At 71.3% G+C, this 15,515-nt stretch carries 15 protein-coding genes and 1 pseudogene; 11 read left to right on the top strand and 5 right to left on the bottom strand.

From position 1 onward, the window contains the following. Positions 1 to 194 precede the first annotated feature (194 nt). On the top strand, positions 195 to 758 hold the full coding sequence (locus ACZ7L1_RS12970; RefSeq protein WP_471436683.1) for a hypothetical protein: 564 nt from the start codon (positions 195 to 197) through the stop codon (positions 756 to 758). 195 nt (positions 759 to 953) lie between these two features. Then, the gene (locus tag ACZ7L1_RS12965) at positions 954 to 1,760 is read left to right on the top strand and encodes a COG4705 family protein (RefSeq protein WP_471436681.1); all 807 of its coding nucleotides are present in this window, start codon (positions 954 to 956) and stop codon (positions 1,758 to 1,760) included. A gap of 65 nt (positions 1,761 to 1,825) precedes the next feature. Here ACZ7L1_RS12965 and ACZ7L1_RS12960 read toward each other — a convergent pair whose 3' ends face one another. The 3 genes from ACZ7L1_RS12960 to ACZ7L1_RS12950 all read right to left on the bottom strand — a co-directional run bounded on the left by ACZ7L1_RS12960 (position 1,826) and on the right by ACZ7L1_RS12950 (position 4,737). Further along, complete coding sequence (locus tag ACZ7L1_RS12960) at positions 1,826 to 2,923, bottom strand: ABC transporter substrate-binding protein (protein WP_471436679.1); 1,098 nt, start codon at positions 2,921 to 2,923, stop codon at positions 1,826 to 1,828. 63 nt (positions 2,924 to 2,986) lie between these two features. Further along, the gene (locus ACZ7L1_RS12955; RefSeq protein WP_471436677.1) at positions 2,987 to 3,865 is read right to left on the bottom strand and encodes an ABC transporter permease; all 879 of its coding nucleotides are present in this window, start codon (positions 3,863 to 3,865) and stop codon (positions 2,987 to 2,989) included. Next, entirely contained in the window at positions 3,862 to 4,737 is an 876-nt protein-coding gene (locus ACZ7L1_RS12950) for an ABC transporter ATP-binding protein (RefSeq protein WP_471436675.1), read from the bottom strand. Before ACZ7L1_RS12950 ends, ACZ7L1_RS12955 begins: the two co-directional genes overlap by 4 nt. 286 nt (positions 4,738 to 5,023) lie before the next feature. Between ACZ7L1_RS12950 and ACZ7L1_RS12945 the strand changes: the two genes are divergently transcribed. The 3 genes from ACZ7L1_RS12945 (at position 5,024) to ACZ7L1_RS12935 (ending at position 8,126) form a co-directional block, all read left to right on the top strand. Continuing rightward, complete coding sequence (locus ACZ7L1_RS12945; RefSeq protein ID WP_471436673.1) at positions 5,024 to 6,685, top strand: ATP-binding protein; 1,662 nt, start codon at positions 5,024 to 5,026, stop codon at positions 6,683 to 6,685. Further along, positions 6,685 to 7,374, top strand: a complete 690-nt coding sequence (locus ACZ7L1_RS12940; RefSeq protein WP_471436671.1) for a response regulator — start codon at positions 6,685 to 6,687, stop codon at positions 7,372 to 7,374. The genes ACZ7L1_RS12945 and ACZ7L1_RS12940 overlap by 1 nt, the downstream gene beginning before the upstream one ends. A 215-nt stretch (positions 7,375 to 7,589) precedes the next feature. Further along, positions 7,590 to 8,126, top strand: coding sequence for an NUDIX hydrolase family protein (locus ACZ7L1_RS12935; protein WP_200422004.1), 537 nt, complete (start codon positions 7,590 to 7,592; stop codon positions 8,124 to 8,126). Between the two features lie 104 nt (positions 8,127 to 8,230). Here ACZ7L1_RS12935 and ACZ7L1_RS12930 read toward each other — a convergent pair. Then, positions 8,231 to 8,875: pseudogene (locus tag ACZ7L1_RS12930) on the bottom strand (aldo/keto reductase); the annotation flags it as partial. A 31-nt stretch (positions 8,876 to 8,906) separates the two neighbouring features. Here ACZ7L1_RS12930 and ACZ7L1_RS12925 point away from each other — a divergent pair. From ACZ7L1_RS12925 to ACZ7L1_RS12900, 6 genes are all read left to right on the top strand, one after another. Then, complete coding sequence (locus ACZ7L1_RS12925) at positions 8,907 to 10,058, top strand: NAD(P)/FAD-dependent oxidoreductase (RefSeq protein ID WP_471436670.1); 1,152 nt, start codon at positions 8,907 to 8,909, stop codon at positions 10,056 to 10,058. After that, positions 10,055 to 10,354, top strand: coding sequence for a (2Fe-2S)-binding protein (locus ACZ7L1_RS12920; protein ID WP_471436668.1), 300 nt, complete (start codon positions 10,055 to 10,057; stop codon positions 10,352 to 10,354). The genes ACZ7L1_RS12925 and ACZ7L1_RS12920 overlap by 4 nt, the downstream gene beginning before the upstream one ends. Then, positions 10,344 to 11,750, top strand: coding sequence for an FAD-dependent oxidoreductase (locus tag ACZ7L1_RS12915; protein ID WP_471436666.1), 1,407 nt, complete (start codon positions 10,344 to 10,346; stop codon positions 11,748 to 11,750). Before ACZ7L1_RS12920 ends, ACZ7L1_RS12915 begins: the two co-directional genes overlap by 11 nt. A 33-nt stretch (positions 11,751 to 11,783) precedes the next feature. Next, positions 11,784 to 12,680, top strand: coding sequence for a dihydrodipicolinate synthase family protein (locus ACZ7L1_RS12910; protein ID WP_471436665.1), 897 nt, complete (start codon positions 11,784 to 11,786; stop codon positions 12,678 to 12,680). Positions 12,681 to 12,694: 14 nt separating this feature from the next. Beyond that, complete coding sequence (locus ACZ7L1_RS12905) at positions 12,695 to 13,696, top strand: proline racemase family protein (protein ID WP_471436663.1); 1,002 nt, start codon at positions 12,695 to 12,697, stop codon at positions 13,694 to 13,696. Between the two features lie 91 nt (positions 13,697 to 13,787). Next, positions 13,788 to 14,504: a GntR family transcriptional regulator gene (locus ACZ7L1_RS12900; RefSeq protein ID WP_471436661.1), complete on the top strand. Its 717-nt coding sequence runs from the start codon at positions 13,788 to 13,790 to the stop codon at positions 14,502 to 14,504. A 327-nt stretch (positions 14,505 to 14,831) separates the two neighbouring features. Here the strand turns inward: ACZ7L1_RS12900 and ACZ7L1_RS12895 are convergent, their stop codons facing one another. Next, on the bottom strand, positions 14,832 to 15,473 hold the full coding sequence (locus tag ACZ7L1_RS12895) for a TetR/AcrR family transcriptional regulator (protein ID WP_471436659.1): 642 nt from the start codon (positions 15,471 to 15,473) through the stop codon (positions 14,832 to 14,834). Positions 15,474 to 15,515 lie beyond the last annotated feature (42 nt).

The raw sequence follows: 15,515 nt of genomic DNA, 5'->3' as shown, positions 1-15,515 counted from the left end.
TCAAGAGGGGAGTCCGCAGTGTGAGAGAGACGCGTTTCGCGGAGCGGCTCCCCCAACCGGGGCACTTCCGGTGGTCCGACTTGCTGATATACGGGCCCGTACGGCAGGGTGTGCCGAGGGCCGCCGCGTGGGCGGGCCAAGCTCCTTCCGGATTCGGGGAACCACCCGGGACCGTTCAAGCAAGGAGCACATACATGAGTCCTGAAGGCAGGACGCCTTTCTCCCTCAGCCCGATGGTGCGTCAGAGGTACAGGAAGGCCGGCAAGCTCGCCTCGCTCGCGCTCGTCATGGCGGTCGGACTCGCCACTCCCGCCGCGGCTGTCGGACACGGCGACACAGCGCACAGGAACACAGCGCTCGGCGGCGACGACTGCGAGCACCGTACGGGCATGCCCAGCGGCGACCACGACAAGGACAAGTGTCCGAAGCCGAAGCCGCCCGTGCCGGGCTCGGGGTGCTTCGACATCGACTCGACAGTTCAAGATCCTGACAAGTTCGTCTCGGTCATCTGTAACGGGCAGACGTACGTCCTGACGGTCCGGGAGACTCCGCCGAGCGGAAACCCGGTCGTCATCGGCGGTTGGCAACCGGTAGGACCGAGCAACGTGATCGACGCGACACTGTCGAGTCGCGCCAACGTGGTGTACGTCACCGTGCTGACTGCGAACGGCAGAGTGTTCGAGGCCAGTTGCCCAGCGACGGAACCGCTCGGGACGTGCACCACCTTCGTCGAGCTTCTCCCCCGGCCTCCGGCGTGATCGGCCGACCTCTGTAGCGGCTGCCCGTGCGTGGCATGAGCCGCAGCGGGTGGCACCACACCGCAGCCGCTCTTCCCTATCGGGAGGGGCGGCTCGACGGTTTCCGGCCTGTTCGGCAACGCCTGCACCAGAAGATCCAAAACAATGGCAAAGGGCCCTGTGGAATCAGCAGTTCCCCATGTCATCGTGCCTGCCATGAGCACAGAGCACGTCCTTGACGACCGACCCCCCGCCCATCCCCGCGCCCGCATACGCGGGATGGCGAACAAGGTCCCGGAAGTCACCGTCTACTTCTGGATCATCAAGGTTCTGACCACCGGAATGGGCGAGACCGCCTCCGACTACCTGGCCCGTCTGCTCGGCCCGATCCCGGCGGTCGGTCTCGGCACCGTCGCCTTCCTCGGGTCCCTGGTCCTGCAGTTCGCGGTCCGCCGGTACGTGGCCTGGGTCTACTGGACGGCCATTGTCATGGTCAGCGTGTTCGGCACGATGGCCGCCGACGTCCTGCACGTGGGTCTCGGCGTGCCCTACACCCTCTCGACGCCGCTGTTCCTGGTGGCGCTGGCCGCCGTGTTCGCCCTGTGGTACGCGAGCGAGCGGACCCTGTCCATCCACAGCATCTCCACCCGGCGCCGCGAGACGTTTTACTGGGCTGCCGTGCTCGCCACGTTCGCGCTCGGCACGGCCGCGGGCGACCTGAGCGCCACGATCGGCCTCGGCTACCTGGGGTCCGTCGCTCTGTACGCCGTCGCCATCTCTGTGCCGGCGGTCGCCCACCGCGCGGGACTGCTGGGCGCGGTGGCCGCGTTCTGGTCCGCGTACGTCGTCACCCGCCCCCTCGGCGCGTCGCTCGCCGACTGGATGGCCCTCCCGTACAACCGCGGCGGCCTGGACTGGGGCCTCGGCCCGGTGACCCTCTCCTGGACGGTCGCCATCCTCGGCTTCGTCGCCTATCTGGCGGTCTCGCGACGCGATGTGCGGAGCGACTCGGCCGCCGTGTGACATGGCACCGCCCCGCCTGCCGCTGGTGCGGACAGGCGGGGCGACGTCGTATCAGTGCCGGAGGCTCAGCCGTCCGCCCCCGCGGGGGTCGTGGTGGTCTTGAAGCCCTCGGTCTTGTTGGCCTGGACGGCGAACTCGTTGGTGAACGTCTTGCTGAGGTCCACCGACCCCTTCACGTTGCCGACCAACTTCTCCGTCGCCAGTGAGGTCTTCGGACCGCCGGCCGGCATGATGCCGTCCGGGAGGAACTGGCCCTTGTCTTCGGTCAGGGCCGCGATGTAGTCGGCTTTGGTCACGAGCTGGTTCTGCACGAACGACTGAGGCAGCTTGTCGGCGATGTCGGCCGCGCTGTGCGTGTTGATCCAATGCATGGTGGCCACGAGCGCGTCGACGACCTTCTGCACGGTGGCCTTGTTCTGGTTCACCCAGTCGGTGCGGGCGAGCACACTGGCCGCGGGGAAGGCACCGCCCATCGCCGCCGTGGCGCCCTGCGTGGTGGCCAGGTCGATCGCGGAGGCACCGACGCCCTTCTTCTCGATCGCGGCGACCGTCGGCTGTGTCGTCATCACACAGTCCACCTTGCCGTTCTGCAGCGCGGCGATGGCGGTGGAGCCGGCGCCGACCCCGATCCGGTGGAAGTCGCTGGTCTTGACGCCCTTCTTGGCGGCCAGGAACTGGGTGAGGGTGTCGGTGCCCGAACCCAGGTCGGTGACGCCGAGGGTCTTGCCCTTGAAGTCGGCGGCCGAGGTGACGCCCGACTTCTTGGTGCACATCTCACGCTCACCCGGCGCGCCGGAGAGCTGGACCACGTCCTCGACCGCCTTGCCCTTCGCCTGGAACTCGATCGTGTGGTTGTACCAGGCGCCCGCCATGTCCACCTGCCCCGAGGCCATGGCCTCCTCGGCGCCGACACCGCCGTCCTGCTCGGTGCTCAGCTCGACATTCACGCCGTACCTCTTGTAGAAACCGAGGCTCTGGGCGAGTTGGTAGGGCAGGTAGATCTGCTTGTCGATACCGCCGACCATGAGCTTCACCGTGGGCACGCCGCCGGAGCTGCCGACGCTCTGGGAGCCGCTGTGGGAGCCGCTGGAACAGGCGGTGGCCGTGCCGAGGGCGAGGACGGTGAGGAGGGAGGCGGTGACGGTGGCGGATCGTCGTGACATGGCTGGCCACTTTCCTTTTCTGGGTGGGACAGGGACGAGCGGAGGGAGGGGGCGGGGACGGACTCAGAGGGCGTTCGACGCCTCGGACGGGGCCGGGGGGCGCCAGGACAGCAGCCGGTGCTCGAGCTTGCCGATCAGCCACTCGGCACCGAGCACGATGACCGAGATGACGAGCATCGTCGCGAACACGCCGTCGGGGTCGAAGTTGTTCTGGGCGGTCTTGATGACCAGGCCGAGGCCGCTCTGTGCGCCCAGCACCTCGCCGACCAGCGCGCCGACGATGGCGAAGCCGAAGGCGCTGTGCAGGCTGGCGATGATCCAGGTGAGCGCGGACGGCACGATGACGTGGCGGATTATCTGCATCTGCGAGGCGCCGAGCACCTTGGCGTTGGCGAGGATGTTGCGGTCGACCTCGCGGACGCCCTGGAAGGCGTTGAAGAAGACGATGAAGAACACCAGGACCGCGGCGAGCAGGATCTTCGGGGTCACGCCGATGCCGAAGGCGACGATGAAGATCGAGCCGAGGACGATGCGCGGGATCGCGTTGACCATCTTGATGTAGGGGCCGAGCACGTCGGAGAGGAAGCGGCTCTGGCCCAGCGCCACACCGAAGATCACCCCGGTGAGGGACCCGAGGGCGAAGCCGACGAGCGCCTCCTGGATCGTTGTCCAGATGTTCGAGTAGAAGGACCCGAACTCCGTGCCGTGCTGGAAGAGGTCGGCCAGCCGCTTGGCGATGCCCGACGGCTGCCCGAAGAAGAACGGGTCGACGATCCCCCACGTGGTGAACGCCTGCCAGCCGCCGATGACGACGACCGCAAGGCCGATGCGGCCCGCCCAGACCAGCGCGACGCGGCGTCGTACGGCGCTTCTGGCGGCGGCAGCGGCCGATACCTGACCGCCGCTGACCGGAGCGGCGGGAGCGGTGGACGTCGTGGTCATGCCTTACCTCCTGCGGTGCGTGCGTAGGCGCGCTCCACCTCCTCGCGCAGCGTGTCCCAGATCTGGTGCTGCAGTTCGATGAAGCGGGGCTCGAAGCGGATCTCCTGGACCGAGCCGCGCGGGCGCGGCAGGTCGATGTCGAAGACCGCCTTGACCGATCCGGGGCTCGACGTCATGACGACGACGCGGTCGGCGAGTGCCACGGCCTCGTCGAGGTCGTGGGTGATGAAGACGACGGACGGTCGGATCTGCTCCCACAGGGCCAGCAGCTCGGTCGACATGATCGCCTTGGTCTGCACGTCGAGGGCGCCGAACGGCTCGTCCATGATCAGGATCTTGGGTTCGTTGATCAGGGCCGCGGCCATCGCCACGCGCTTGCGCATACCGCCGGAGAGCTGGTGCGGGTAGCGGTCCTCGAAGCCCGAGAGGCCGACCCGGCGCAGCCAGTCACGAGCCTGCTCCTGGGCCCGCTGCTTGGGCACGCCACGGAAGACCGGACCCATCAGCACATTGCCGAGGACGGTCTTCCAGGGCAGCAGGGCGTCGGCCTGGAACATGAAGCTGACGCCGTCGGTGATGCCGTCCACCTCACGACCGCCCACCTTGACCGAGCCCTCGCTGGGCCGGTCGAGCCCGGACACCATGCTCAAGGTGGTCGACTTGCCGCAGCCGGTGGGGCCGACCACCGCGCAGAACTGGCCCGGCTCCACGGTGAACGACACGTCTTGCAGCGCCGTGAACACCTCACCGGCAGGGGTCAGGAATCGCTTGGTGAGCCCGGAGATCTCGATGCGCGCATCCTCACGCGCTGCTGCGCCTGCGGTCGCCGTACCGGTGATCGGGCTCTTCGCGACATCGTTTCGCGAAGCCATGGGGGGCCGTCTCCTTCCACGCCTCGAGGGGCGGGTTCCACACCTCGTCGGGTCGAGTTCCGCACCTCGTCGGGAGCGGGTGAAGGCAGACGCTAGAGGCCACCCGGTGTTACGTCGCTGTTTCACAGGTATCCCGCGATAGCCGCGTAACCCGGGGTTCTGCTCGTTCTGCTCAGTGAAACGGGGCTGGGCAGGATTTCGGCCATCAGGCACAATCGCGCCACGCGGGTCCGGCGCAGGGGCCGGACCCGGCACGACGTACGACAGGGGCAAAGAGGCGTCTGTGATGCCTATCCGTACCTGGATCACCCGCGGCGGCAGAGGGAAGCTCTCCGCCCGGATCCTCGCCAACCAGCTGTTCATCCTCGGTCTCACCGGCGTGATCGGCTTCGTGCTGTCCGCCTTCGCACAGCGGGGCGAGCTCGACCGTTCCTACGAGCAGCGGGCGCTGGCCATCGCGCGGACCACGGCCGCCGAGCCGCAGATCCGTCAGGCGATGGCGAACGGCACCGACAACGGCGTGGTGCAGACCGCCGCCGAGCGCATCCGGAAGGCCTCCGGGGCGTCGTACGTCGTCGTGCTCGACCTGCACGGCATCCGTCACTCGCACCCCATGCCGCAGCTCATCGGGGAGCCGGTGCACGAGCCCATCGAGGTGCTGGACGGCCGTCCGCGCGTCGGCAGCGACCAGGGCGCCACCGGGCGGTCCGCCAACGCCAAGGCTCCTCTGTACGGGCCGTCCGGCAAGCTGGTCGGCGAGGTGTCGGCTGGGCTCCCGGAGCGGTACGTGCTGGGGGAGCTGTGGCGTGAGCTGCCGACCTTCGGCCTGTACGCGGCGATCGCCACCGCGCTCGGTTCGGCGGCCGCGTATCTGCTGGCGCGGCGGCTGAAGCGGACCACCTTCGGCCTGGAACTGGAGGAGATCGCCGGACTCTTCCAGGACCGCGAGGCGATGCTGCACGGCATCCGGGAGGGTGTGGTCGCCTTCGACCCCGACGGCAGGGTCACCGTGGTGAACGACGAGGCCCGGCGGCTGCTCGGGCTCGGCACCGCGCTCGGCAGCAGGCTCGAGGAGGTGCTGCCCGACGGCCGGTTGCGGCGTGCCCTGGACGGCACCCTGAGCGGCACCGACGTCAGCGTCCTGACCGACGAGCACTGCCTCGTCGTCAACCGCATGCCGGTCACGCTGCGCGGCCGCGAACTCGGCGCGGTGGTCACCGTGCGCGACCGCACCGAGCTGATCGGACTCCTGCGCGAGCTGGACTCGGTACGGGGTCTCACCGACGCGCTGCGGGCCCAGCAGCACGAGTTCACCAACCGGATGCACACGCTGGCCGGGCTGCTGGACATCGGCGACCACGACGCGGCCTACGAGTTCGCCGTCGGGTCGGCCGGCGCCGGGCAGGCGCTGACCGAGTCGGTGCGCAGACGGATCGGGAACACGCTGATGGTCGGACTGGTCGTGGCGAAGACCACGGTCGCCGCCGAACGCGGCGTGCGGATCGTGCTCGACGACGACTCCGCGCTCGGCCAGGACTCACCCCATCTGCGCCGGCTGCTGACGATCGTCGGCAACCTGCTGGACAACGCGGTCGACGCCGCGGCGGACGGGCCGCCCCCGGCGGGCGGCCGCCAGGTGCGGCTCACCCTCACCGAGGCCCCCGACCATGTGACCGTGCGGGTGGCGGACACCGGGCCGGGGGTCCCGCCGGGCGCCACCGAGGCGATCTTCGAGGACGGCTGGTCGACCCGGCCCGAGCGGGGCACCGCCCGGCGCGGCCTGGGGCTCGCCCTGGTGCACCGGCTGGTGCAGCGGCACGGTGGCACCGTCTCGGTCAGCGAGGGCCCGGGCGCGGTCTTCACCGTCGTCCTGCCGCTGCCGGAGACGGCCCCCGCACCGCAGGGCGCACTGTTCACAACGGCGTTGCCGGTGGGAGGCGACCGCTGATGATCCGAACCCTGGTCGTGGACGACGACTTCCGGGTGAGCCACATCCACAGCGAGTACGTGAGCCGGGTCCAGGGCTTCGAGGTGGTCGGCGAGGCGGCGACGGTGGCCGACGCCCTGGAGGCGGTGCGCACCCTGCATCCGGACCTGCTGCTGCTCGACATCTTCCTGCCGGACGGCAGCGGTCTTGATGTGCTGCGCCGGCTCACCGGCGACGAGGGCGGCTCCCGGCCGGACGCGTTCATGATCACAGCGGACCGGGACATCGAGTCGGTCCGCACCGCCATGAAACTGGGCGCCGTGGGATACCTCGTCAAGCCCTTCGGCTCGCCCGACCTCTGCGGGCGCCTGACCGCCTACCGCGAACTCCAGCACCGGGTGCACGCGCTGGGGCCGGCCGCCGAGACCGAGCAGGCCGATGTGGACGCCCTGTTCAGCGCCACCCGGCCGCCGGCCGTCCCGCGGGTGCCGGCCAAGGGGCACTCCGCGCCCACCCTGACCCTCGTCCACCAGGCGCTGCTCTCCGCCCGCGGTCCCGTGTCGGCGGCCGAGGCGGCCGAACTCACCGGGGTCTCCCGGGCGACGGCCCAGCGGTACCTGTCCTACCTCGTCAAGGAGGGCATGGTGCGGCTGGAGCTCCGGTACGGGGCGACGGGGCGTCCGGAGCACCGGTACCGCATCGTCACCTGACCCTCCCGTTCCCCGACCGTCGCCTTCCGGTCCCGTTCCCCGGCATCGTCCGTCCCGTCCCGTTCCCCGACCGTCGCCTTCCCGTCACCGACCTGATTTCGCCGGTGCGGGAAAGCGGACCGAGCGGGCGGCCGATCACATGTCCTGGGTGTGACTTGCGTCTGACCTGGTGAGACACGCGGCCGATGCCGGGGTGTTGACCGTACGATCGGGCAATGCCTGACACGACCGAAACCACGCCCGGCTGGCTGACTCCCGACGAGCTCGAGCTGGCGCGAGCCCGCATGCCGATCCTGTACGTGGAAGCCGTGCCCGTGCGCGTCGACGACAGCGGTGAAGTCACCAGCATCGGACTGTTGCTGCGGATAGGGCCCGACGGGACCGTCAGCCGCACCCTCGTCTCGGGGCGGGTGCTGCACCACGAACGGGTCCGTGACGCCCTCCTGCGCCATCTGGAGAAGGACCTCGGACCGGTGGCTCTGCCCCGCGTTCCGCCCTCCCTGCAGCCCTTCACCGTCGCCGAGTACTTCCCGACGCTGGGGATCACCCCGTTCCACGACCCCCGCCAGCACGCCGTGGCCCTCGCCTACATCGTCCCGGTGGCCGGCGACTGCCGTCCCCGCCAGGACGCGCTGGACCTGGAGTGGTTCAGCCCCCAGGAGGCCGCGTCGGCTGTGGTCCAGAACGAGATGCCGGGCGGCCAGGGCGTCCTGCTCAAGCAGGCCCTGGCCCACATCGGCTGCCTGCCCTGAGCGACTGTCGGACCTGAGCGACGCGGCCGCCGGCCAGGTGCCCCGACGGTGCCGGGCCGGTGGGCGCGTCAACGGCGGTGTCGCGTATGAGAGCCCCGGGGCTCTCAGTGCACCGCGTCCAACCGCGCCCTCCGCTCCGCGGTCAGTTCCAGTTCCATCGCCGCCAGGTTCTCCTCCAGCTGCGCCACCGACGAGGCTCCGGCCAGCGGGATCACCGGCAGGTCACCACCGATCTGCCAGGCCGGCACCCCCTGGTTGACACTCGCCCCGGTCTCCCGCGCCACCTCCCGCAGCACCGCCGGCCGCGCCGGGGTGCCCGGGTGGTCGAAGTCGCGGGGCAACGGGACGTCCTGACGTGCGTAGGCGCCCTTGAGCAGCGGTGAGTACGCGACCAGGGTCAGGCCCGGCTCGGCGCGCAGATAGCTCAGCAGCTCCGCCGTGGTGCCGCCGAGGCCGCCGTCCGGGAAGATCTCCTCGGGGATGTCGGTGCGCGGGCGCAGACAGCTGTGCCGGTACTGCAGCACCTCGTAGCCGGGCAGCCCGGCGGCCGCCGCGAGGGCCCGGGCGCGCTCCACCCGCCAGACGGCGTGGTTGCTCACGTCGAGCAGGCCGACCGTGCCCTCCGCGACCAGTTCGGCGAACCCCTCGACGGTCTCGCGCAGCGGCACCGTGCGGTCCTCGATGTGCGCGTACAGCAGGTCGAGCCGGTCCACGCCGAGGCGTTCCCGGCACCGTCGCGCATCTGGCCTCGGTGCAGAACCATGTGACATAGTACTGACCGTGAGTCAGCGACTGACCTGCGATGTCGTGGTCGTCGGCGCCGGGATGACGGGCGCCGCCTGTGCGCTGTACGCCGCCCGCGGCGGTATGGACGTCGTCCTCGTGGATCGTGGCCCTGTGGCCGGCGGTACGACCGGCTCCGGCGAGGGCAATCTGCTGGTCTCCGACAAGGAACCGGGACCCGAACTCGACCTCGCCCTGTCCTCCCTGCGCTTGTGGAAAGAGCTGGCCGAGGAGGTGGGACCGGCGATCGAGTACGAACCCAAGGGCGGTGTCGTCGTCGCCTCGTCCCCCGAAGGGCTCACCGTCCTGGCGGACTTCGCGACCGGGCAGCGGGCCGCCGGGGTCGAGGCGGAGGTCGTCGCCGCAGACCGGCTCCACGACCTGGAGCCGCACCTGGCCCCGGACCTCGCGGGCGGCGTGCTGTACCCACAGGACTGCCAGGTGATGCCGACGCTGGCCGCCGCGCACCTCGTACGCACGTCCGGTGCGCGCCTGCTGACCGGGCGGACCGTGACCGAGGTGCTGCGCACGCCGGGGGGAGCCGTACGCGGGGTGCGCACGACCGGCGGTGACATCCTCGCCCCGGCCGTGGTGAACGCCGCCGGTACGTGGGCCGGGGAGCTCGCCGCGCTGGCGGGAGTACACCTGCCGGTCCTCCCCCGACGCGGGTTCGTCCTCGTCACCGAGCCGTTGCCACGCCGGGTGCGGCACAAGGTGTACGCCGCCGACTATGTCGCGGACGTGGCCAGCGACTCGGCGGCGCTGCAGACCTCGCCGGTCGTCGAGGGCACGGCCGCGGGTCCCGTCCTGATCGGGGCGAGCCGTGAACGGGTCGGCTTCGACCGGTCGTTCTCCCTGCCGGTCCTGCGGGCGCTGGCGGGCGGCGCGATCCGGCTGTTCCCGTTCCTGGAGCGGGTACGGGCGATGCGCACCTATCTCGGCTTCCGGCCGTACCTGCCCGACCATCTGCCCGCCATCGGCCCGGACCCCAGGGCGCCGGGGCTGCTGCACGCCTGCGGTCACGAGGGGGCCGGGATCGGACTCGCCACCGGGACCGGGCAGTTGATCGCGCGGGTGCTGAGCGGCAAGGCGCCGGAGCTGGACCTCGGGCCGTTCCGGCCGGAGCGTTTCGAGCGGGAGGCCGTGTGAATCCCCTGGAGCCGGCCCGGGCCCGGCCGGGCGCCGCCTTCACGGTGACCTTCGACGACCGTGAGATCGAGGCGCTGCCCGGTCAGACGGTCGCGGCGGCGCTCTGGGCGGCGGGCATCACCTCCTGGCGCACCACCCGGCGCGAGGGGCGTCCACGCGGGGTCTTCTGCGGGATCGGCGTGTGCTTCGAGTGCCTGGTGAGGGTCAACGACCGGCCGAACCAGCGCGCTTGTCTGGTGCCGGTACGGCCGGGCGATGTGATCCGTACGCAGGAGGGGACGGGCCATGCGGACTGACCTCGCGGTGATCGGCGCGGGCCCGGCGGGGCTCGCCGCGACGCTCGCGGCCGGGGCGCGCGGCGTACGCGTCACGCTCGTCGACGCGGCCACCGAGGCGGGCGGCCAGTTCTACCGGCAGCCCGCCGCCGGACTCGGCACGCGGCGGGCGCGGGCCCTGCACCACCAGTGGCGCACCTGGTTGCGGCTGCGCGAAGGACTCGACCGGCACCTCGCGGCCGGACGCGTCAACCACCTGGCGGATCACCATGTGTGGTGCGTCGAGAAGGAGTCCGAGGGGTTCACCGTGCACGCCCTGCTCGGGCCCGAGCAGGAGCGGTCGGTCGCCGTGCGGGCCCGCGCCGTGCTTCTGGCCACCGGCGGCTACGAGCGGGTGCTGCCCTTCCCCGGCTGGACGCTGCCCGGGGTCGTCACCGCGGGCGGTGCCCAGGCCATGCTCAAGGGCTCACTGGTGGTACCGGGCCGCAGGGCGGTCGTGGCCGGGACGGGGCCGCTGCTGCTACCGGTCGCGACCGGGCTCGCGGCGGCGGGGGTGACGGTCGCCGCGCTCGTGGAGTCGGCCGACCCGAGGGCCTTCGTACGGTGCGCCGGGGCCCTGGCCGCCCAGCCCGGCAAAGCGGTGGAGGCGGCGGCGTACGCGGCCCGGCTGCTGCGGCACGGGGTGCGGATCCTCGCCCGGCACACCGTGGTCGAGGCCCAGGGCACCGATCGGCTGGAGGCGGTGACCGTCACCGCGCTCGACGCGGGCGGACGGGTCCGGGCGGGCACCGCGCGCCGTGTCCCCTGCGACACCCTCGCCGTCGGGCACGGCATGCTCCCGCACACGGACCTCGCCGAAACCCTCGGCTGCCGCATCGACGGGACGAACGTCGCCGTCGACGACGAACAGCGCACCGACGTCCCGGGGGTCTGGGCGGCGGGCGAGGCCACCGGGATCGGCGGCGCGGCGCTCGCCCTCGCCGAGGGGCACATCGCCGGGCGGTCCATCGCCGCGCGGCTCGCCGGTGCCGTGCCCGATCCACGGGGGTGGGAACGCGCCGCGCGGAGCCGGGCGGCGCTGCGCGGGTTCGCCTCGGCGCTCGACGACGCGTACGGGCCGCCGGCCCGCTGGGCCGAGCAGGTCACCGACGACACCGTGGTGTGCCGTTGCGAGGAGGTACGTGCCGGGAGCGTACGGGAGGCCGTCGCCGAGCTGGGCGCCGGTGATCTGCGGACGGTGAAGCTGCTGACCCGGGCCGGAATGGGCTGGTGCCAGGGCCGGGTGTGCGGGCCCGGGGTGGCCGGGATCGCCGGGTACGCGGAGGCGGTGGCCCGGAGGCCGTTCGCGCGGCCGGTGCCGCTGGGGGTGCTGGCCGGGGAACCCGGAGAGGACCGCCGACATGACGACCATCAGTAACATGTCACACGTCATCGAGATGGGGTATCGCGTATGACCGTCCCGCAGCACCGCCCCTGGCGCGGCGTTCTCGTCGCCACCGCCCTTCCGTTCACCGACACACTCGCCGTCGACCACGCCAGGTTCGCCGACCACTGCGCCTGGCTGGTGGAGAACGGCTGCGACGGTGTCGTGCCGAACGGCTCGCTCGGCGAGTACCAGGTGCTCACCCCCGAGGAGCGCGCCCGGGTCGTGGAGACCGCCGTGTCCGCGATCGGCGGGGCCCGGGTGATGCCCGGTGTCTCCGCGTACGGATCGGCGGAGGCCCGAGGCTGGGCCGAGCAGGCACGCGACGCGGGCTGCGCGTCGGTGATGCTGCTGCCGCCGAACGCCTACCGCGCCGACGAGCGGTCCGTGCTCGCCCACTACGAGGAGGTGGCGAAGGCCGGACTGCCGGTGGTGGCGTACAACAACCCCATCGACACCAAGGTCGACCTCGTCCCCGAACTGCTCGCGAAGCTGCACGGCGAGGGGCTCGTCCACGCGGTCAAGGAGTTCTCGGGCGATCCCCGCCGCGCCTACCGCCTCGCCGAACTCGCCCCGGAGCTGGATCTGTTGATCGGTGCCGACGACGTCCTGCTGGAGCTCGCGGTCGCCGGCGCCAAGGGGTGGGTGGCCGGTTACCCCAACGCCCTCCCCCGTGCCTCGGTGCAGTTGTACCGTGCTGCGGTCGCGGGCGACCTCGACACCGCGGTGCCGTTGTACCGGCAGTTGCACCCGCTGCTGCGCTGGGACTCCCGCGTTGAGTTCGTGCAGGCGATCAAGTTGTCGATGGACGTCGTCGGCCGGTACGGCGGTCCCGTACGCCCGCCGCGCATGCCACTGCCGCCCGAGCAGGAGGCCGCCGTGCGCGCCGCCACGGAGAAGGCCGTCGCGGCGGGGCTCGCGTAGCAGGGAGGCCGGTCATGCGCAGCAAACTCGTCCTGCACGCCGTCGACTCCCACACCGAGGGCATGCCCACCCGGGTGATCACCGGCGGCATCGGCACCATCCCCGGCGCGACCATGAACGAGCGGCGCCTGTGGTTCCGTGAACACCGTGACGACGTCAAGCAGTTGCTGATGAACGAGCCGCGCGGGCACGCGGCGATGAGCGGCGCGATCCTCCAGCCACCCACCCGTCCCGACTGTGACTGGGGCGTCGTCTACATCGAGGTCTCCGGCTATCTGCCGATGTGCGGGCACGGCACGATCGGGGTGGCGACCGTGCTCGTGGAGACGGGCATGGTGGAGGTCGTCGAGCCGGTGACCACCATCCGCCTCGACACTCCGGCGGGCCTCGTCGTCGCCGAGGTCGCGGTCCAGCGCGGCGCCGCGAAGGCGGTCACCCTCAGAAACGTTCCCTCCTTCTGCGTGGGCCTCGACCGCAAGGCCACCCTGCCCGACGGGCGCACGGTGACCTACGACCTCGCGTACGGGGGCAACTTCTACGCGATCCTGCCGCTGGCGGAGTTCGGGCTGCCGTTCGACCGCGCCCGCAAGGACGACATCCTCGCGGCGGGGCTCGCACTGATGGAGGCGATCAACGCCGAGGAGGAGCCCGTCCACCCCGAGGACCCGACGATCCGCGGCTGCCACCACGTCCACCTGTACGCGTCGGGGGCCACCGCCCGGCTGTCCCGGCACGCGATGGTCATCCACCCGGGCTGGTTCGACCGCTCCCCGTGCGGCACGGGTACCAGCGCGCGCATGGCTCAGCTGCACGCGCGCCGCGAACTGCCCCTGCACACCGAGTTCGTGAACGAGTCCTTCATCGGGACGCGGTTCACCGGGCGCCTGCTCGGGACCACGGAGGTCGCCGGACGCCCCGCGGTGCTGCCCAGCTTCACCGGGCGGGCGTGGGTGACCGGCACGGCGCAGTACCTTCTGGACCCGGAGGACCCGTTCCCGGCGGGGTTCGTGCTGTAGTCACCTGCCGCAGCTGCCCGGTACGGGAACGCCGGAGCACTGGGACACTGGTGCCGCGTGACATTGCACCTTTCGAGGAGACAGAAACACCATGGCCGCCCCGCGCCCCAGCTCGCCCTCCCCCGCTCCCGCCCTGCCCACGCTCGGCGGCAAGAAGAGCAGTTACCGCGAGCGGGTCGCCGACGCCCTGCGAGCCGCGCTGATCGCGGGCGAGCTGCGCCCCGGCGAGGTGTACTCGGCGCCGACGCTCGCCGCCCGCTTCGGCGTCTCGGCGACCCCGGTGCGCGAGGCCATGCTCGACCTGGTCAAGGAGGGCCTGGTCGACACCGTCCCCAACAAGGGCTTCCGCGTCACGGAGGTCTCCGAGAAGCAGCTCGACGAATACACCCACATCCGCTCCCTCATCGAGATCCCGACCACTGTGGCGCTGGCCCGGACGGCCGACCTGGTCTCGCTGGAGGCCCTGCGCCCGGCCGCCCGGGAGATCGTCACCGCGGCGGCGGTCGGGGACCTCATCGCCTACGTCGAGGCCGACACCCGCTTCCATCTCGGGCTGCTGGCCCTCGCCGGCAACGCGCACCTCGTCGAGGTGGTCGGTGATCTGCGCAAGCGGTCACGTCTGTACGGACTGACCGCGCTCGTCGAGGCCGGCCGGCTGCTCGCCTCCGCCCAGGAGCACCTCGAACTCCTCGATGCCCTGCTCGAACGGGACGAGGACGCCGTACGGGCGGTGATGACCCGTCACATCGGACATGTCCGCGGCCTGTGGGCGGCCCACGCCCGGGACCAGGACCGAGCGCGCGACTGACCACGCCCGCGCGGCCCCGGTCTGCGGTCGGCGGCCCACCGCTCGGTGGCGGACGCAGAACGGTGGCCGGCCCGTCCCGTATCAGCGGCGTGTCGTAGCCGCATCCCACATCAATGCGGTGGAACATCCAGTCCGCGGTCCGGTACATCGCCCACACGCCGGTGGTCTTCCAGATCTGCTCGTGGTCGTCGGGTGTGGGGTCGGGCAGCAGCAGCCCGTCCTGCATGTCGTAGTACGGGTTGCCGGAGGCGATGTCGAGCCGGCCGGTCGGCTTGGCGGAGGAGGACGAGCCACGCCTGCCGCGTGTACGGGCTGCCCCGATGAGATTCACCGCTGCGGGGTCAGGTGCAGCAACCCGTTCTCGAGCAGCGCGAACGCGTGTTCAGCGTCGGCCACCGCACCCGCATAGCGCTCCTCGGCCGGCTCCCCGTACGCCAGGCGTTCGGCGTTGTCCTGTGCCAGCGCCCAGTGGACCGAGACGATCTGGACGGCAGCCAGCCGCGCGGTGAGTTCCGCAGTCCCCGCCGTTTCCTGCAACGCCTCAGCGAGTGCGCGTTCGGCGCCGGCCTTGAACCGTTCCATCCGGGCCACCAGCGAGGCCGTGTCGAGGATCATCCGGTGGAGCCTGCGTACCGCGGGGTGGTCGTTGAGCCCGGTGATCGGGTCCCGCTCACGCAGCCCCTTGAGGAAGTGCTCGCGCACTGCGGTCAGCGGTGCGGTGCCGGGCGGGCGGGCCCGCACGACGCGGGCGATTTCGCTCTCGTGGTCGGCGAGGCGGTGCACCACGAGGTCTTCCTTCGTCGGGAAGTAGGCGAAGAGCGTGCGTTTGGACACCTCCGCCGCCTCGGCCACCTGGGCCACCGAGACCTGGTTGAAGCCGTGTTCGAGGAACAGCGTGATCGCCGCCTCGGAGATCGCCGCGCGGGTCCGCTGCTTCTTTCGTTCCCGTAGTCCTGGCTTGCCGTCCACGGCCCCCACGGTACCAGAGATCTACACTCAGACGATTTCTAC

This window comes from Streptomyces sp. NPDC107546 (genome assembly GCF_055639175.1).
The sequence above is the reverse complement of the archived record's forward strand: the minus strand, read 5'-3'. Positions and strand labels throughout refer to the sequence as shown.